Origin of the sequence: Microbacterium sp. Leaf436, assembly GCF_001424715.1 — a bacterium.
In the GTDB taxonomy this organism is placed as follows: Bacteria; Actinomycetota; Actinomycetes; order Actinomycetales; family Microbacteriaceae; genus Microbacterium.
In genome coordinates this window covers 859,955-877,665 of record NZ_LMRB01000002.1, presented here as the reverse complement: position 1 = coordinate 877,665, position 17,711 = coordinate 859,955, and the positions used below count along the sequence as shown (strand labels likewise).

The 17,711-nt window shown below is 71.5% G+C and carries 17 protein-coding genes; 5 read left to right on the top strand and 12 right to left on the bottom strand.

All coding sequences use genetic code 11. The annotated features are described in order from the left end of the window. Positions 1-12 precede the first annotated feature (12 nt). From ASG45_RS08365 to ASG45_RS08350, 4 genes are read right to left on the bottom strand one after another with little or no spacing between them, the layout of a single operon-like run. The gene (locus tag ASG45_RS08365; RefSeq protein ID WP_055835445.1) at positions 13-474 is read right to left on the bottom strand and encodes a prepilin peptidase; all 462 of its coding nucleotides are present in this window, start codon (positions 472-474) and stop codon (positions 13-15) included. 8 nt (positions 475-482) lie between these two features. After that, positions 483-779, bottom strand: coding sequence for a DUF1905 domain-containing protein (locus tag ASG45_RS08360; protein WP_055835442.1), 297 nt, complete (start codon positions 777-779; stop codon positions 483-485). Positions 780-804: 25 nt separating this feature from the next. Then, on the bottom strand, positions 805-1,227 hold the full coding sequence (locus ASG45_RS08355; RefSeq protein ID WP_055835439.1) for a ribosomal maturation YjgA family protein: 423 nt from the start codon (positions 1,225-1,227) through the stop codon (positions 805-807). Next, positions 1,224-1,790, bottom strand: a complete 567-nt coding sequence (locus ASG45_RS08350) for a mismatch-specific DNA-glycosylase (RefSeq protein ID WP_055835436.1) — start codon at positions 1,788-1,790, stop codon at positions 1,224-1,226. Before ASG45_RS08350 ends, ASG45_RS08355 begins: the two co-directional genes overlap by 4 nt. Before the next feature lie 56 nt (positions 1,791-1,846). On the opposite strand from ASG45_RS08350, the gene ASG45_RS08345 reads away from it, so the two are divergent. Further along, positions 1,847-2,644 carry an alpha/beta fold hydrolase gene (locus ASG45_RS08345; protein WP_055835433.1) on the top strand — a complete coding sequence of 266 codons (798 nt, stop codon included), beginning with the start codon at positions 1,847-1,849 and terminating at the stop codon, positions 2,642-2,644. A 43-nt stretch (positions 2,645-2,687) separates the two neighbouring features. On the opposite strand, the gene ASG45_RS08340 is transcribed toward ASG45_RS08345, so the two are convergent. Further along, positions 2,688-4,385, bottom strand: coding sequence for a cellulase family glycosylhydrolase (locus ASG45_RS08340; protein ID WP_082516540.1), 1,698 nt, complete (start codon positions 4,383-4,385; stop codon positions 2,688-2,690). A gap of 179 nt (positions 4,386-4,564) precedes the next feature. Here ASG45_RS08340 and ASG45_RS08335 point away from each other — a divergent pair, with 179 nt between their 5' ends. The 3 genes from ASG45_RS08335 to ASG45_RS08325 all read left to right on the top strand — a co-directional run bounded on the left by ASG45_RS08335 (position 4,565) and on the right by ASG45_RS08325 (position 7,988). Beyond that, a complete protein-coding gene (locus ASG45_RS08335) occupies positions 4,565-5,035 on the top strand; it encodes an Lrp/AsnC family transcriptional regulator (RefSeq protein WP_055835427.1) in 471 nt (156 codons plus the stop codon). After that, entirely contained in the window at positions 5,032-6,426 is a 1,395-nt protein-coding gene (locus ASG45_RS08330; RefSeq protein ID WP_055835424.1) for an aspartate aminotransferase family protein, read from the top strand. Before ASG45_RS08335 ends, ASG45_RS08330 begins: the two co-directional genes overlap by 4 nt. A 68-nt stretch (positions 6,427-6,494) precedes the next feature. Continuing rightward, a complete protein-coding gene (locus ASG45_RS08325) occupies positions 6,495-7,988 on the top strand; it encodes an APC family permease (protein WP_268773239.1) in 1,494 nt (497 codons plus the stop codon). 178 nt (positions 7,989-8,166) lie between these two features. Here the strand turns inward: ASG45_RS08325 and ASG45_RS08320 are convergent, their stop codons facing one another. The 5 genes from ASG45_RS08320 to ASG45_RS08300 are packed head-to-tail and all read right to left on the bottom strand — an operon-like array spanning position 8,167 to position 13,933. Then, positions 8,167-8,760: a helix-turn-helix domain-containing protein gene (locus tag ASG45_RS08320; protein ID WP_055835421.1), complete on the bottom strand. Its 594-nt coding sequence runs from the start codon at positions 8,758-8,760 to the stop codon at positions 8,167-8,169. Positions 8,761-8,781: 21 nt separating this feature from the next. Beyond that, a complete protein-coding gene (locus ASG45_RS08315; protein ID WP_055835418.1) occupies positions 8,782-10,407 on the bottom strand; it encodes a dipeptide ABC transporter ATP-binding protein in 1,626 nt (541 codons plus the stop codon). Beyond that, positions 10,404-11,384: an ABC transporter permease gene (locus tag ASG45_RS08310; protein ID WP_082516516.1), complete on the bottom strand. Its 981-nt coding sequence runs from the start codon at positions 11,382-11,384 to the stop codon at positions 10,404-10,406. Before ASG45_RS08310 ends, ASG45_RS08315 begins: the two co-directional genes overlap by 4 nt. Further along, positions 11,381-12,346, bottom strand: a complete 966-nt coding sequence (locus ASG45_RS08305) for an ABC transporter permease (protein WP_055835414.1) — start codon at positions 12,344-12,346, stop codon at positions 11,381-11,383. Before ASG45_RS08305 ends, ASG45_RS08310 begins: the two co-directional genes overlap by 4 nt. 57 nt (positions 12,347-12,403) lie before the next feature. Then, a complete protein-coding gene (locus ASG45_RS08300) occupies positions 12,404-13,933 on the bottom strand; it encodes an ABC transporter substrate-binding protein (RefSeq protein ID WP_055835411.1) in 1,530 nt (509 codons plus the stop codon). A 160-nt stretch (positions 13,934-14,093) separates the two neighbouring features. On the opposite strand from ASG45_RS08300, the gene ASG45_RS08295 reads away from it, so the two are divergent. Further along, the gene (locus ASG45_RS08295; RefSeq protein WP_055835408.1) at positions 14,094-14,723 is read left to right on the top strand and encodes a DUF1028 domain-containing protein; all 630 of its coding nucleotides are present in this window, start codon (positions 14,094-14,096) and stop codon (positions 14,721-14,723) included. 7 nt (positions 14,724-14,730) lie between these two features. Here ASG45_RS08295 and ASG45_RS08290 read toward each other — a convergent pair whose 3' ends face one another. Continuing rightward, positions 14,731-16,293: a S8 family peptidase gene (locus ASG45_RS08290; protein WP_055835406.1), complete on the bottom strand. Its 1,563-nt coding sequence runs from the start codon at positions 16,291-16,293 to the stop codon at positions 14,731-14,733. A 23-nt stretch (positions 16,294-16,316) separates the two neighbouring features. After that, complete coding sequence (locus ASG45_RS08285) at positions 16,317-17,681, bottom strand: hypothetical protein (protein ID WP_055835403.1); 1,365 nt, start codon at positions 17,679-17,681, stop codon at positions 16,317-16,319. Between the last annotated feature and the right edge of the window lie 30 nt (positions 17,682-17,711).

The window sequence follows — 17,711 nt, the reverse complement described above, 5'->3', positions numbered from 1 at the left end:
CGGCCGCTGTTCTCACCCCGGGCCGGAGAGCACCCGCCACCACGTTCCGGCGAGAAGGAAGGGGCCGAAGGCGAGCGCGGCGCCGCGTTCCCCCGCCGCGACCGTTCCCGCCGCCGCGACCCCGCCGGCGACGAAACCGGCCGCCAGACCCGACACCACGGCCTCGACGCCGCACCATCCGAGGACCGCGCCGCAGACCGCGGCGAGCTTGACGTCGCCCCCGCCGAACGCCGCCGGGCGGGCGAGATGCACCGCGAGGCAGCCGACGAACGCCAGCGCCGCTCCCCCGACGACGCCACCCACGCGTTCGGGTTCACCGATGGTCAGCGCCGAGCCGACCAGCAGCACCAGGATCATCGCCCCGCCCGGCAGCACGAGCCCATCGGGGAGGCGGTGCGTTCGCACGTCGATGACCACCAGCACGAGGCCGAGCACCGCGAACACCGCCAGAGCGGGGGCGAGAGCCCACGGCATCCGCAACCTCAGGCGTCGAGAACGACGAGGTCGACCAGCACCACCGCATCGGGGGCGATGCCCTCGGCGTCGCGCACCGCGCGCTTCAGCGGCAGCACGTACACGCCACCGGTCTGCGGGAAGATCGACGTGCGCCAGGTCGACCCGCCGATGGTCGCCTCGACGCGCACGCCGCCGAACCCGCGACGATACGTCTGCACCTCGCGGATCTCGGTGCTGAGCTCGACCGGGACCGCCACGAAGTACCAGTCGCTGTCGCTGCGGGCCTCCCACCGGAAGACCTCGCCCTCGAACCGTACGAACATGGGTCCTCCTGTCGTCGCGGTCACCCTACTCGGAGGCTCCGACGTCGGTGCGCGCCCGTCGCCTGGGGAGGAACCGTGCCGACACGACGGCGTCGACGCCGAGGGCGACCGCCACCGCCGACGCGTACACGACGAGGTCACGGGCGTCGAAGCCGGCGCCGAGCACGAGCGCGAGCGGGGGGAACCCCTCGGCCAGCACCAGCGGGATCCCCGTGAGCTGCAGCAGTTCGACGCCCACGCACCACAGCGCGGCGCCGAGCGCGAGCAGCGCGCGGGACGCGCGCGGGAAGAGCATCACGAGACCGGTGTACGCGGCGACGGCGTACAGCGCGTCGCCCGCGACGTCGGTGGCCTCCGAGTCGGGCAGCCCGCGGGCGACGACGAGACCGGCCCCCACGACGACGATCAGCGCCCCCAGTGCGGCCACGCGACGACGACCGGCGGTCACGCGAGCACTCCCGCCGCCCGCGCGGGGCCCGCATAGGCGCGGGCGAGAGTCGCGACGGTGTCGTGGGCGTTCAGACCGCTGGGGTTGGGGAGCACCCACGTGGGAACACCGGCGATCGCCTCGTCCTGCCGCCCCGCGGCGGCTCTCGGACGCGCGAAGCCCTGGCGGTAGGCGGTGAGCCCCACCACCGCGACCGCGCGGGGCCGCAGCGCGTCGACGCGCTCGACGAGCGCCGCCGCACCGGCGCGCAGCTCGTCGCGCGAGAGCTCGTCGGCCCGCGCCGTCGCCCGCGCGACGAGGTTGGTGACCCCGATCCCCGCGTCGAAGATCATGCGGCGATCCTCGTCGCCGAGGGGCGCCGCATGGGCGGGCAGCCGCGGGAGGATCCCCGCCTGCACGAGCGCGGGCCAGAAGCGATTGCCGGGGCGGGCGAAGGGAGTGCCGGTCGCCGCCGTCCACAGCCCCGGGTTGATGCCGACGAAGAGCAATCGCACACCGGTCTCGACGAGGTCGGGCCGCGTGGCATCCCGGTACGACTCGAGCTCGGCGCGCGTGTATCCCATGAGACCACTATGACCACTACCCGGACGCACCCCGCGCATCTGCCAGGATCGGAGGAATGGATGCCGTACCCGCGCTCACCGAGATACCCACGCCGCAGTTCGTCATCGTCGGCGACAACGTGCGCCTGGCGACGTACACGTGGGGCGACCCCGACGCCGATCCGGTGCTGTGCGTGCACGGGTTCGGATCGAGCACGCGCGACAACTGGGTGAACACCGGATGGGTGCGCGACCTGCTGCGGGCGGGCTTCCGCGTCGTGGCCGTCGACCAGCGCGGCCACGGGGCGAGCGACAAGCCGCACGAGGCCTCGGCGTACACGATGCCGACGCTCGTGGGCGACCTCGTCGCCGTGCTCGACACCTACCTGCTCGACCAGGTGCGCTACCTCGGGTACTCCCTCGGCGGACGCGTGGGATGGCAGCTCGCCGTCGACGCCCCCGAGCACGTCGAGCGCGCCGTGCTCGGCGGCATCCCCGACGGGCGCCCCCTCGCGCGGCTGCAGGTGGACCAGGCGCGGGCGTTCCTCGACCACGGCACCCCGGTCGAGGACGCCACCACCCAGCGCTACGTCTCGCTCGCCGAGCGCGTACCCGGAAACGACCTGCGGGCCCTGGTCGCGATCGCCGAGGGGATGCGCCTGGGCGAGACCGACCCCGACCCGGCGTCGCCGCCGCAGCAACCCGTGCTCATCGCGACGGGCACCGAGGATCCCATCCACGACCAGTCGCAGCACCTGGCGGGGCTCCTCCCCCGCGGCGAGTTCGCCGACATCCCCGGGCGCCACCACGTGAACGCCCCCGGCGCGCGGACGTTCCGCGAGGCGGGCCTGGAGTTCCTCTCGCGCGACGCCTGACGCTCCGGCAGCAACCGCCCGCCCGACGACGAGCGGGGTCTGCTCAGGATGCCGCGACGGTGAGTTTCGGAGACGTCGGCGCGCGCGTGGCCGCCGCTTGCAGCCCCACGCGCACGGTCTGGCCGGGGCTGAGCACGGCGCCGTACCCGTCGCCGGCACACGTGACTCTCGAGCCCGTGACGCTGCACGTCATGCCCCAGGCGCTGGTGATGGCCGTAGTTCCGGGGGCGTCGAAGGTCACGGTCCAGGCTTTCACCGACCCGGTGGCGGTCAGCGCCAGCTCGGCGACGTAGCCCTCGCCCCACGCGCTCTGCGGAATCCACTCCGCGCGGAGCGCCGCCGACGAGGAGGGCTTCGGCGACGACGACGGGCTCGACGTGGGCTTCGGACTCGACGTGGGCTTCGGGCTCGACGTGGGCTTCGGGCTCGACGTGGGCTTCGGGCTCGATGACGGCTTCGGGCTCGACGTGGGCTTGGGGCTGGTCGACGGCAGCGGAACCGTCGTCGGCTTGACGCTCACCGAGGGCTTCGGCGACGAGGACGGCTTCGGGCTCGTCGTGGGCTTGGGCGTCGCCGCCGGCGTGAGGATGGGCGCGAGGGCCGCGAGCTTCGCCTTCTGCAGGGTCTTCCAGTCGTCGGCGACGAGGCCGCCGGTGTCACCGCTGTTGGGGTTGAACGACCAGTAGGCGTAGCTCGTCTTCGTCTTGGCGAGATAGGCGACGAGCGTCTTCAGCCAGGCCCGGTCGCTGTCGGTCTCGAGCTTGGTGCCGAACTCGCCGAGCAGCACGGGGGCGATGTTCTGGCGCACCAGGTAGCCCCAGTTGGCATCCCAGATCCCCTCGAGGTTCGCCGGATAGTTCGGCGCCGAGAACCACTCCTGGGCGTGGACGGTCGCGGGGTACTCGTGCGGGGAGTAGACGACGCGGTTCTTCACCGAGAGGGTGACGGGCGCCGACCGCACGTCTTTCAAGCCGCCGCCCCACCACGTGTTGCTCCCGTCGTTCTGACGCTCGACGCCCTCGACCACGATCAGCAGCTTCGGGTTGACCGACAGCACGGCGTTGCCCGCGCGGGTGGCCGCCGCGCGCCAGTCGCGCGCGGGGTCGCCGCAGTTCCAGCAGGCGGGGCCGTGGGGCTCGTTGTGCAGGTCGACGCCGATGACCGCCGGCTCGTTCTTGTATCGGGCGGCGAGCATCTTCCAGTCGTCGATCCAGCGCTTCTCGCTGTACTGCGCGGTGTACCACAGCTCGCTCTGCGCGCCCGAGTCGGGCCGGTGCCGGTCGAGGATCACCGAGATGCCGCGGGCCTTCGCGCGGGCGATGACGGTGTCCATCAGCCTCAGCGGCGAGAGGGCGACGAGGTCGGCGTTGACCGAACCGTTGATCGAGTTGGAGGTCTTCGCCGCGAGGCACTCGTTCGAGAACGGGAGGCGGATGGCGTTGAACCCCATGCCGGCGATGGCGTCGAGTCCCGCGTCGAGCGAGATCGACCACAGACCGTGCGGGGCGCAGTTCGAGGTCTCCATGCCGAACCAGGCGACCGCCTTGATGGTGAAGGGAGACCCCGACGCCGTGACGATCGTCGAGCCGCGGGTCGACAGCCAGCCCGGCAGCGAGGGCGCCGCAGACGCCGCCGGAGCAGCCACGGCACCGGATGCCAGCAGCGTCGCCGCCGCGGCGACCGCGGCCCCGCGCACGACCGCTCGACGCGTCGATCGCCATCGTTCCCGCCACCCGGACATGCGCACCCCCGCGGTCATCGTAACGGGGCCCGACGCGCCCGGGATACGCGGGCCCCTCCCGAAGACGCCCGCCGCGGGGTTGCGCGCTCCGCATTCGGCGGTTTCCGCGCTGTTACGCCCTGGTAAATGCCGAAAACATCATTGATAAAGGTTGCTCAGCGCTGATACCGTCGCCGATCATGGCTCCCCTCACTGATCGCACCGCCGTCCTCGACCGAGTGTCGAAGGCGATCGTCGAGCAGCTGCAGGAGGACGGGCGGCGCTCCTACTCCGAGATCGGCAAAGCCGTCGGTCTCAGTGAGACCGCCACCCGCCAGCGCGTGCAGAAGCTCCAGGATGCCGGCATCCTGCAGATCGTGGCGGTCACCGACCCGCTGCAGCTCGGCTTCGCACGCCAGGCCATGATCGGCGTGCGCGTCTCGGGCGACACCCGGGTCGCCGCGGCCGCGATGACCGAGCTGCCCGGCGTGACCTACGTGGTCTCCACGGCCGGGTCGTTCGACCTGCTCGTCGAGGTCGTCTGCGAGAGCGACGACGACCTGATCGACCTGCTCAACGACCGCATCCGGTCGCTGCCCGACATCGTCTCGACCGAGACGTTCGTCTATCTGAAGCTCCACCGACAGCTCTACAACTGGGGAACGCGATGACCCTTCTCGACACCGATCTGCACACCGACCTCCAGGCCAAGGCCCGCGACCACCTGTGGATGCACTTCTCCCGCCAGTCGACGATGACCGACGGCCCGGGTGTTCCCATCATCGTCAAGGGCGAAGGCCACCACATCTTCGACGCCACCGGCAAGAAGTACATCGACGGCCTCGCCGGTCTCTTCGTCGTCAACGCCGGTCACGGCCGTCGGCGCATCGCCCAGGCCGCGGCGAAGCAGGCCGAGGAACTGGCGTTCTTCCCCCTGTGGTCCTACGCGCACCCCGCCGCGATCCAGCTCGCCGAACGCCTCGCGCACCTCGCCCCCGGCGACCTGAACCACGTCTTCTTCTCCACCGGCGGCGGTGAGGCGGTCGAAACCGCCTTCAAGCTCGCCAAGCAGTACTGGAAGACGCAGGGCAAGCCCACCAAGCACAAGGTCATCTCGCGCGCGATCGCCTATCACGGCACGACACAGGGCGCCCTGGCGATCACCGGCCTGCCGGTCATGAAGCACATGTTCGAACCCGTCACCCCCGGCGGCTTCCGGGTGCCGAACACGAACTACTACCGCGCCGAGGAGTCGGGCTTCGGGGGCGGGACGCCCGAGGAGTTCGGCCTGTGGGCCGCCGACCGCATCGAGCAGATGATCCAGTTCGAGGGTCCCGAGACGGTGGCCGCGGTGTTCCTCGAGCCGGTCCAGAATGCGGGCGGCTGCTTCCCCGCCCCGGCCGGGTACTTCCAGCGCGTGCGGGAGATCTGCGACAAGTACGACGTGCTCCTCGTCTCCGACGAGGTGATCTGCGCCTTCGGCCGACTCGGCCACTACTTCGGCGCGACCGCCTACGACTACCAACCCGACATGATCACGTTCGCCAAGGCGGTCACGAGCGGATACTCCCCCCTCGGCGGCACGATCATCAGCGACCGCATCTACGAGCCGTTCGCCCACGGCGACGCGACCTTCCCGCACGGCTACACCTTCGGCGGACACCCCGTCTCGGCGGCGGTCGCACTCGAGAACCTCGACGTGTTCGAAGAGGAGGGTCTGCTTGAGAACGTGCGCACGAACTCCCCGATCTTCCGCTCGACCCTCGAGCGGCTGAACGACCTGCCGATCGTCGGCGACGTGCGCGGCGACGGGTACTTCTTCGGCATCGAGCTCGTCAAGGACAAGGCGACCAAAGAGACCTTCGACGACGACGAGTCCGAGCGCCTGCTGCGCGGCTTCCTGTCGAAGGCCCTCTTCGACGCCGGCCTGTACTGCCGCGCCGACGACCGGGGCGACCCCGTGATCCAACTCGCGCCGCCCCTCACCATCGGTCCCGCCGAGTTCGACGAGATCGAGCAGATCCTGCGTTCCGTCCTCACCGAGGCCTGGACCCGCCTCTGACCCCCGGGATGCCGGCCCGACCGATGCCGGCATCCCTCTCCCGCTCCCACCCCTGAGCGGTGCTCCTGATGCTGTACCCGACACCATCCCCGCTTCGCGCCGAGCGCGCGCGGCCGCACCCTCTTGGAGGAGCCACGAACGACAACACCCGCGCCGCCACGGCCGCGCACACGAACTCGGGCGCGAAACTGGCCCGCACCCTGGGACTCTGGTCGATCGTCGGCCTGGGCCTGGGGTACATGACCCCCACCGTCGTCTTCGACACCTTCGGCCTCGTCGCCGAGAAGACCAACAACGTCGTGCCCGCCGCCTACGCGGTCGCCCTCGTCGTGCTCGTGTTCACCGCCATCAGCTACGGCAAGATGGTCCGCGTCATCCCGAGCGCGGGCTCCGCGTACACGTACGCCCGCGAGGCCATCCACCCGGGCGTCGGCTTCGTCGTCGGCTGGACCGCGCTGATCGACTACATGCTGCTGCCGATGGTGAATGCCCTCATCCTGCGCAGCTACATGGAGGCGCTCTTCCCCGACATCCCCGGCTGGATCTGGGTCGTCGTCTTCACCGCGGGCGTGACCCTCGTGATCTACCTGACCATGCGGGGCACCTCGAACGTCAACATGATCCTGCTGGTGTTCTCGATCCTCGTCATGACCGTCTTCGTCGTGGTGGTCGTCGTGCAGCTCGTGGGCGGTGCGGGCGCGGGAACCGCCGTGTCGCTCGCCCCCTTCGCCCACAGCGAGGTGCAGTTCGGCGCCGTGCTGGCCGGAGCCACCGTCGTGTGCTTCTCGTTCATCGGCTTCGACGCGGTGTCGATGTACTCCGAAGAGGCGAAGACCCCCAAGATCATGCCGCGGGCGATCCTGCTCACCCTCGTCGTCGGAGGCCTGATCTTCCTCGTCGCCTCGTACGTGACGCAGCTGCGCTTCCCCGACTCGACCGCGTTCCCTCCCGAGGCCACCGAGGACAGCACGCTTCCCGAGATCGGAGTGCAGGTCGGCGGCCCGGTGCTGCAGGCCGTGCTGACGGCGGCGGGCTTCGCCGCGACCCTCGCGTCGTGGCTCGCCTCGCACGCCTCGGTGTCGCGCATGCTCATGGTGATGGGACGCAACAACGTGCTGCCGCGCCGCATCTTCGGTTTCATCAACCCGAAGACGCACACCCCCACGTTCTCGATCGTGATCGTCGGCGTCGTGAGCCTGCTCGCGATCCAGTTCACCCTCGAGCAGATCGCCGCGTACATCAACTACGGCGCACTCGTGGCGTTCTCGTTCGTCAACATCTCGGTCATCGCCTGGTTCGCGATCCGCCGGGGACTGCGCAAGACCCCCGGCGACATCGTGCGCTACATCCTCATGCCCACCATCGGCCTACTGCTCACCGCTCTGCTGTGGGTCAACCTCGACGGGCACGCGCTGATCGGCGGTCTCATCTGGACGACGCTCGGGGTGGTCTACCTCGTGATCCTGACCCGCGGCTTCCGGCGGCCCATCGCCTCGTTCGACGAGAACCAGCCGGTGACCGGCGTGAACAAGACCGTCTCGGGTCCGCGCTCCGAGATCTGAGTCCCGCCATCACGGCCGCGGCCTCCCTTCGTTCCGGGATGCCGCGGCCGTGACGGTGCCGCCGCCGACCGGGGAGCGTGCCGCACTCCTGAGTCATCGCGGCCACACGCGGGCCATGAGCGGGAAAGCGGCTCGAACGGCCGGTTCATCCGGAGTCCGGCACGCTTCGCCGACGGCGTCAGCGCTCGAACGGGGTGACCGCCCCGAGCACGACGGTCTCGCCGTCGTGGCCGTTCGCCCACCAGTGCGGGGCCGAGCAGCCGTAGGTCACGGTGTCGCCGGCGTGCAGCTCGACGCGCCGGTCGGCCTGGCAGACGACGAGGACGCCCGCCTCGACCGTCACCGTCTCGGTGCCGATGTGGCGGAACGGGCTGGCCTCGTTCGTGAACCCCGCCGGCAGGGTCGAGCGGATGAGCTGCAGCATCGATTCGCCCCGCGGCGTGAGCAGCTCGCGGACGGCGCGCTGGTGGGCCGGGGCGTCGGCGGCGGTGGGCATGACGTGACGCTTGGCGCGGGTCACCACGGCCAGCGGCACGGCGGGTTCGTCCAGCAGCTGACCGACCGGGATGCCGAGCGCCCCGGCCAGACGCTGCAGGGACTGCAGCGAGGGGTTGCCGAGGCCGCGCTCGAGCTGGCTGACCAGCCCGAAGCTCACCCCGGCCTTCTCGGACAGGGCGTGCACGCTGAGGCCGAGGCGCTTGCGGGCATCGCGCACCGCGGCCCCGAGGGTCTCGACGGCGCGCTGCTCGTCGGCATCCGTGGCTCGAGTCATGACCGTGTCAGCGTATCGCCGTCATGCCCGTACGCGCGGACCGTCGGGCGGCACCGCAGCCAGCAGGGCGCGCGTGTAGTCCTCGCGGGGATGGGCGAACAACTCGGCCGCGGGCGCTGCCTCGACCACCCTGCCGCCGCGCAGCACGACGACGTCATGGCTCATCTGCTGCACGATCGCGAGGTCGTGGGCGATGAACAGGTACGTCAGCCCCTGCTCGAGCTGCAGGCGCCGGAGCAACTGCAGGACCCGCGCCTGCACCGAGACGTCGAGCGAGGCCGTGGCCTCGTCGAGGATCATCAGTTCGGGCTCGAGGGCCAGGGCGCGGGCGATCGAGACCCGCTGACGCTGGCCGCCCGACAGCTCGTGCGGGTAGCGGCGTGCGAAGGCCGGATCGAGGTCGACGAGCGTGAGCAGCTCCGCGACGCGGGCCGAGCGCGCGGTGGTCGTCGCCCCGCCCAGCCGGTGCACGCGGAGCGGTTCGGCGATCGCATCCGCGACGGTGCGGCGGGGGTCGATCGAGGCGAAGGGGTCCTGAAAGACCATCGCCACGCGTCGACGCTCGCGCCGCCGCGCGCGCAGCACGTCGCGCACCTCCGGTCCCTGCGCATCGGCGAGGGTCGCGGTGCCCGCGTGCGGGGCGATCAGACCCGTGAGGGCGTTCGCGATGGTCGACTTGCCCGACCCCGACTCCCCCACCAGGGCCAGGGTCGTTCCGCGGCGCACCGTGAACGAGACGTCGTCGACGGCGTGCACCGTGCGGCGCCCCGCGGGCGTCTGCACGGCGAAGCGCACGTCCAACCCCGCTACGCGCAGCAGCGGGGCCGCCGCGGGCGCGGGCGCGGGACCGGCTCCGGCCACGACCCGGGGACGCGCCGCGAGCAGCTCCTTCGTGTAGGCGTGGTGCGGGTCGGCGTACACCTCGGCGAGCGCGCGCTGCTCGACGGCCTCGCCGCCGCGGAGCACGAGCACGTCGTCGGCGACCTGCCCGATGACGCCGAGGTCGTGGCTGATCCACACCACCGCGGTCCCGCGGTCGCGCTGCAGCTCGCGCACGAGGTCGAGGATCTGCGCCTGGGTCGTCACGTCGAGGGCGGTCGTCGGCTCATCGGCCACGAGCAGGGCCGGATCGCACGCCAGGGCGATCGCGATCATCACGCGCTGCTTCTGCCCGCCCGAGAACTGGTGCGGGTAGGCCTCGACGCGCTCCTGGGGGTCCGGGATGCCGACGGCCTCGAGCAACTCGACGGCTCGGGTGTGCGCTGCCCGGCGGGAGAGTCCCCGGTGCACCTCGAGGGACTCCGCGATCTGCCGCCCCACGGTGAGGAACGGGTTGAGAGAGGTGGAGGGGTCCTGGAAGACGAAGCCCACCGAACCGCCGTGCACCGAGCGGAGCGCGGCCTCCGACGCTCCGACGAGTTCGAGGCCCGCGGCATCCGGGCTCGTCCGCAGCACGCTGGAGCCGCTCACCCGTCGCCCCGGGGCGTCGATGAGCCCGGTGGCGGCGAGCACCGTGAGCGACTTGCCGGAACCCGACTCCCCCACGATGCCGAGGGTCTGACCCCGCTCCACCGAGAAGTCCAGGCCCCGCACGATCGCGGTCTCGCCGATCGCGACGCGCAGATCGCGCACTTCGAGAACGTTCATCGTGTGCTCTTTCCGTCACGGTGCGTCGGAGTCGACCTGCGCGAGAGGGCGGCGGCGACGCGCTCTCTCCGGCGCTGACCCTGGCGCGCTTCGATGATGGTGCGCTGGCGGGGGTCGAGTCCGTCGCGCAGACCATCGCCCAGCAGGTTGAACGCGAGGGCGGTGACGAAGATCGCCGCTCCCGGGAACACGCTCATCCACCACGCCTGGGCGAGGAAGCCCTGCGCGGTGAACAGCATCCCGCCCCACGACGGCGCGGGCGGCTGGATCCCGAGGCCGAGGAAAGACAGCGCCGCCTCGGAGAGGATCGCGAACGCGAGCGAGAGCGAGGTCTGCACCACCACGGGACCGCCGATGTTCGGCAGCACGTGGCGCACGAGGATCATCGGGGCGGGCGTGCCCATGCTGCGCGAGACCTGCACGAACGGCGAGGTCCGTAGCGACAGCGTGCTGGCCCGGGCGACGCGGGCGAAGATCGGCGTGTAGACGACGCCGATGGCGATGGTCGTGGTGAGCATGCCCGGCTCGAAGATCGCGATGATGGCGAGCGCCAGCAGCAGGACGGGGAAGGCGAACATCACGTCGACCACGCGCATGAGGGTCGCATCGACCGCGCCGCCCGCGTAACCGGCGACCACGCCCAGCAGCAGGCCCAGCACCAGGGCGAGGGCGACGGCGATCACGGCGATCGTGAGCGAGGTGGATGCCGCCCGCAGCACGCGCGAGAACACGTCGCGGCCGAGCTCGTCGGTGCCGAACCAGTGGGCCGGGCTCGGCGCGGTGAGCGCTCGGGAGACGTCGATCTCGTTCACGCCGTAGGGGGCGATCCAGGGGGCGAGGAGCGCGGCGACCACGATGATCGCGAGCACGACGGCGGCGGCCACGGTGAGGGGGTTCGCGGCGAGCAGGCGCCACGACGCCACGCGGGCGGGAGTCGCGGGCGCGGCGGGGACGAGGGCGGGGTCGGTGGCGCTCATGCGGCTCGGATCCTCGGGTCGACGACGGCGTAGAGCACGTCGACGATCAGGTTGACGACGATGAACATGACGGCCACCAGCAGCACGGCCCCCTGGATGAGGGGGTAGTCGCGCGCCGCGACGGCGTCGTAGACCAGGCGGCCGAGGCCCGGCCAGGCGAAGACCACCTCGACGACGATCACGCCGCCGAGGATGGTGGCGAGCTGGATGCCGGCGATCGTCAGCACCGGCACCAGTGCTCCGCGCACGATGTGCCGCGACACGACGATGCGCCGCGGCAGCCCCTTCGACACCGCGGTGCGCACGTATCCGGCCGACGCCACGTCGATGACCGCCGCGCGGATGTAGCGCGTCATGATGGCGCCCGCGACGAGACCCACGGTGAGTCCGGGCAGCGCGACCTGTCGCAGCCACCCCGCCGGGTCGTCGGTCAGGGCGACGTACCCGCTGGCGGGGAGCCATCCGAGGGTCACGGAGAAGAGGGAGATCAGCAGCATCCCGAGCCAGAAGTCGGGGATCGAGACGCCGAACTGGCTGCTCACCCGCACGATGACGTCGCTCACGCGTCCCTCGCGGAGGGCGGAGTACACCCCGGCGGGGAGCGAGATGAGCAGGGCGACGACGAGCCCGACGACGGCGAGGGACACCGTGGCGGGCAGTCGCTGGAGGAGGGTCGTGGTGATCGGCTGACCGTTTCGGAAGCTGACGCCGAAGTCGCCGGTGACGGCGTGCAGGACGTACGAGACGAACTGCTCGGGCAGGGGGCGGTCGAGACCGGACGCCGTACGCAGCGCCTCGTACGCCTCGGGGGTGTACCGGGTGCCGAGGGCCAGCCGCACCGGGTCACCGGGGACGAGGTGTACCAGGGCGAACACGACGATCAGCACACCGAGCAGCACCACGGCCGACGACAGCACGCGCGTGCCGATGAATCGGAGCACCTGTGCGGGGGCGATCCTCATGGGTCCCTCCTCTGTTCGAGCCGTGGGGGCGCCGACCCGGCGCCCCCACGGCAGGGATCACTTGTCGAGGCTGGTGCCGGCGAAGCGGATCGCGCGGTCGGCCCGGGTCTCGTACCCCGTCACGGCCGGCGACCACACCTGGGTCACCGAGGGGTTGTAGAGGTAGATGTAGCTGGCCTTGTCGGCGATGATCGTCGCAGCGTCCGCGTACAGCTTCTTGCGGGCGTCGGCGTCGGTCTCGACCCGACCGGCGTCGAGCAGGCGGTCGACGTCGGGGTCCGAGAACTTCTGCGCGTTGCTCGCACCGTCGGTGTGGTGCTGCGAGTAGTAGAAGTCGTCGGGGTCGATGTTGCCGAGCCACCCCATCATCAACATGTCGAAGTTGCCGGAGTTCTGCTCGTCGAGCCAGGTGGAGAAGTCGGGCTGACGGATCTGCACCTGGATGCCGAGGGGTTCGAGGTTGGCGGCGATGATCTGGGCCGCGGTCACGGTTTCGGGGTAGTCGCTCGTGGCGAGCAGGTCGAGCGTCCCGCCGGTGTACCCGGCCTCGGCGAGCAGCTGCTTCGCCCTGTCGACGTCGGTGGAGTACTGGTCGTACTCGGTGTACCAGACGCTCTGCGTCGGGATGGCGAGCTGGTTCTTCTCGGCGGTGCCGTAGCTGACGGCCTGCACGATGGCATCCCGATCGATGGCGTACGCGATCGCCTGGCGGACGCGCACGTCGCTCCACGGTTGCTTGGCCTCGTTGAGCGCGAGGTACCAGTAGTCGCTGGAGGGGGTGAGGCCGAGGGTCACCGCACTGTCGCTCCCGAGCTGCTCGACCTGCTGGGCGGGCACCACGTCGGTCCAGTCGATGTCGCCGGCCTTGAGCGAGGCGAGGGCGGTCGCCGGTTCCGAGATGAAGCGGTACTCCACGCCGCCCAGCGACGGTGCGCCACCCCAGTAGTCGGGGTTGGCGGTGAGGGTGATGTGATCGCCGGCGGTGTAGTCGCTGAGCGAGAAGGGGCCGGTGCCGACGGGCGCGGTGGTGATGTCGCCCGATTCGACGTTGGCCTTCTCGACGATCGCCATCCCCTTGAAGCCGCCGAGGTTCGACAGCAGGTTCGGGGTGGGCTGGGTGACGGTGATGACGACGGTGGCGTCGTCGGGGGCGGCGACGTCGGCGACGGTGGCGAACTTCCACGCGTTCGAGAGCTCTTCGTCGATGATGCGGCGGTAGGAGTAGACGACGTCTTCGCTGGTGAAGGCGGAACCGTCGTGGAACGTGACGCCGTCTCGCAGGTGGAAGGTCCACGTGAGCTGGTCGTCGCTGGTCTCCCAGCTCTCGGCGAGCGCGGGCTGCATCTCGAGCGCCGCGTCGGGCGCGACGAGGGTGTCGTAGACGTTCTCGAGCACCTCGAACGCGAAGTACGACGTCGTCTTCTGCGGGTCGAGCTGGTCGGGCTCACCGCCGATCGCGGCGACGAGGGTCTGGCCGGAGGCGGTGCCGGAGTCGCCGAGGTCCACGCCCTGACCGGCCGAGCAGCCGGCGAGGGCGAGGGTCGCGGCGAGCGCGCCGGCGATGCCGAGTGTGATGCGCGTGTTCATGTGGATGCCAATCGGGTGAGCGAATCATCATTTAGATGATGTTTCGATCAGTATGTGCAAGCATGGGGACGGACACAAGCCCCGGCCGGCACCGAAACACGATCTTCACAAAGCGCCGTCATCCCCCCGGGCGCCCCTCGCCGACCCCTCGGGAGCATCCATGACCTTCACCGTCCTCGGCCGCGACCCTCTGCGCGGGCGGATCGGCGCCGCCACCGCGAGCAGATCGCTCGCCGTCGGCGCCTCGGTGCTCGCGGTCGCCCCGGCGGTGGGCGTCGTGGCGAGTCAGGCGTGGACCAACCGCTCCTTGCGTGCGCTGCTGCTCGACGAGATGCGGGCGGGATCCGACGCGGCCGCGGCTGTCGCGCGCGTCCCCGACTGGGACGACGGGTCGCGCCTGCGGCAGGTCGCCGTGCTCGGCTGGGCCGGCGACGGTGCGGCGCGCTCCGGCGCCGACATCACCGCCTGGGCGGGCCACCGGGTGGGGCCGGATGCCGTCTTCGTCGGCAACCTGCTCGTCGGCGGCGAGGTGCTCGAGGCGATGGCCGAGACCTGGACGGCGACGGCCGGAATCGATCTGGCGGACCGGCTGCTGGAGACGCTCGCCGCGGGCGACGGGGCCGGGGGCGATGCGCGCGGCCGCCAGAGCGCCGCGCTGCTGGTGGCCTCCCGCACAGACACCGTGCTCGATCTGCGCGTCGACGACCACACCGACCCTGTTCCGGAGCTGGCGCGCCTTCGCCGCCTCGCGGGGCAGGATGCCGAGGCACCCGCCCGCGCCCGGTGGTGAGGGGGCGCTACGGCGCGGTGTACTCGGTGGTGACCGTCTCGGTCGTCGACGCCGCTTCCGCCGGCATCCGCACCGTGCCCGTGACGCTCACGCTGTAGGTGCGACCGGATGCCACCTCGGTGAAGACGGTCGATCCGTGAAGACCCGCGACGACCACGGGATAGGCGCGACCGGTCGAGGTGTCGGTCACCGTCACCGAGAAGGCGGTGGGCGTGCCGATGTCGTTGGTGGTCCAGGCCAACGCGACACCCGCGGGGTCGGCGGTGGCCGTCAGCGCGGTGATGCGGGGAACAGCGGGGAGGGCGGCCAGCAGGTTCGGCGTCCCGGCCGGGAGATCGGCCACGTGGCCGGTCGCCGCCGCCGTCGTCAGCGCGGCCTGCACCTCGGCCGGGCCCCAGGCGGGGTGCAGCTGACGCAGACGGGCCGCGAGGCCGGCGACGTGCGGCGTGGCCATCGACGTCCCGTCGAACACCGCGGTCGAGGAGTCGAGGTAGGTCGAGGTGATTCCCGAGCCGGGGGCGAGGATGTCGACGCACGGACCGTAGTTGCTGTACCACGCGAGGGTGCGGCTCGAGTCGATCGCTCCGACGGTCAGCAGATCGGGAGCGCCGGCGGGCGAGACGTTGCACGCGTCCTGCGTCTCGTTGCCGGCGGCGACGACGATCACGAAACCGAGCTCGATCCCGTCGTCGATGACGTCGTCGACGAAGGCGTTGCGCGGCAGACCGAGGCTCATGTTGATGACCGCGTTCGCACCGTCGTGGTTGTCGTAGATCCAGAACATCGCGTACAGCAGGGCGAGGCCCGAGCCCTCCCGACCACAGCCGAGCACCCGCACGGGCACGATCCGCACGTCTTTGGCGACGCCGTACGTGGTGCTGCCGACCGTGCCCGCCACGTGGGTTCCGTGACCGTTGCAGTCCTCGGTGCCCCGACCGTCGTCGACCTCGCTGTGACCGTTGGCGGCGTCGACGCGTCCCCCGAAGTCGGGATGCGAGGACTGCACGCCGCTGTCGACGATGAACGCCGTGACGCCGGCTCCCGTGGAGTCGTACAGGTAGTGGTCGTCGGTGAGGGCGGCGGTGTTGTCGACGGCATCCAGACCCCACGAGGGGGTGGGGGTCTGATCCGCGGATGCCGTGACGATCTCGTTGGGCAGGAAGCGGGCCTCGGGGATCACCGCGAGGATCGTCGGCACCTCGGCGGCGGGCACGGCGACGTAGACCGTGTCGCCGCGCGTGACGGGGCTCACCTCCGAGACGTCCGGCAGGGCGCGCAGCTGGTCGTAGCGCGCGGTCGGCACGGCGACGAGGTCGTACGACAGCTCGATCCGCAGCCGCTCCTCTTCGGTGGCGTCCGCGGGGATGCCGATCGCCTCCGACCACGACGGGGTCGCCGCCGCGACCGCGGGCGCCGGCGGCGGGGAGGCCGCGGCCTCCGGCGTCGCGGGGGCGGAGGGCCACACACCGACCACGCCGGCGGTGGTCAGCAGGGCCCCGACGATGCCGACCGCCCACCAGCGACGAGCACCGGACGGGCGACGCCCGGGCGGGCGAGGAGTGGGGGTCACGGGTTCTCCTTCGTGCGGACGGCTCAGCATGAGGGCGCCACGGATGCGAGGGGGATGACGATCTGGGACGACCCCGACGCCGCGGGCACGGGGTACCCGACCGCGGCCACGCCGGTGGCGACCACGCCGTCGCCGTCGCGGTGGATGCTCTCGCCGAGCAGGAACAGGTCGGCACCGATCGGGGTCGCACCGTTCGGGACGGCCGTGGCTTCGCGCACGGTGTTGCCCGACACCATGAACACAGCCGGCGCGCCCGCCGCGGTGACGACGGGCAGCACTCGCTCGCCGATGTACGACGGGTTCGGGGTGAGGGTCCCCCACGACGCGATCCCCGCGGCCACGGCACCGGCGCCGTAGGGGCAGTCGCCGTTCCAGCTGACGCGATACAGCACGCCGTCGGCGATGAAGAGGTCGCCGGCGACCGGCGTCGCGCCCCGCGGTGGCCCCGAGGGGCCGTCGAACTCGAAGGCGGTACGCGTCTGGTCGGCGGGGACGCGCAGCAGTCGCGGCGTCCCGTCCAGGGCGCGGTAGGGCAGCTCGAACTGTCCGGTGCCGCCCGCGCCTTGCTCGTGCTCGAGCAGTTGGCCGTAGGCGGCGACATCGGTGGCGATCGCGACGCCGGCGCGGTAGACGGTGCTGCCCGCCAGGAACAGGTCGGCCGCTACCGGCGTCGCCCCGAAGGGGACGCCGATGGCAGGGACGACCGTGCCGGCCTGCGTGTCGTAGACGGCCGCGGAACCGCCCTCCAGGCGCAGGGGCAGCAGGAAGGCCCCGTTCTTCGCGGGCGCCTCGGCGAGGGCGCCCGCGGCTGCCACCCCGGTGTGCACGACGCCGACACCGGCGCGGTAGAGCGCAGCGTCGTGCAGGAAGAGGTCGTGAGCGAGGGGCACCGCCCCCGCGGGGACGAGTGAGACCGCCGACAGCGTCCCCGGCGTCGTCAGCAGCCGTCCGCTGAACGCGGTGAGGGTGGCCGAGGCGCTCGTCGCGCCATTCGCCGAGGCGGCCAGGGTGCCGGTCGCGCCGCTGCCCGGAACGTGGATGGTCCCGCACGGGGCCGTGCCGTCGGCGTCGGTGACGACGGTGGCGGTGACGGCGGCCGCATCGAAGGTGTAGCCGTCGGAGAGCTGGAGCACCACGCTCACCCCCGCCTGGGGGACGCCCCCCGTGGCCGCGCGGACGACGGCGTCGGTGATGTCTTCGCAGGGCACTCCCGCGTAGGAGCCGGACGAGAACGACAACGTCACCCCCGACACCGCGAAGGCCGGGCTCGTGACCACGAGCGCGAGGGCGGGAACCGCCCACGTGCCCGCCACCACCACGGCGCGCCGACTCGGGGCGGCACCGGACAGGTCGATCGGAGCCCGGGGGCCGTCGAGGTTGTGACGCACCGGTCATCCTTCCCGTCGTCGGCCGCGGGG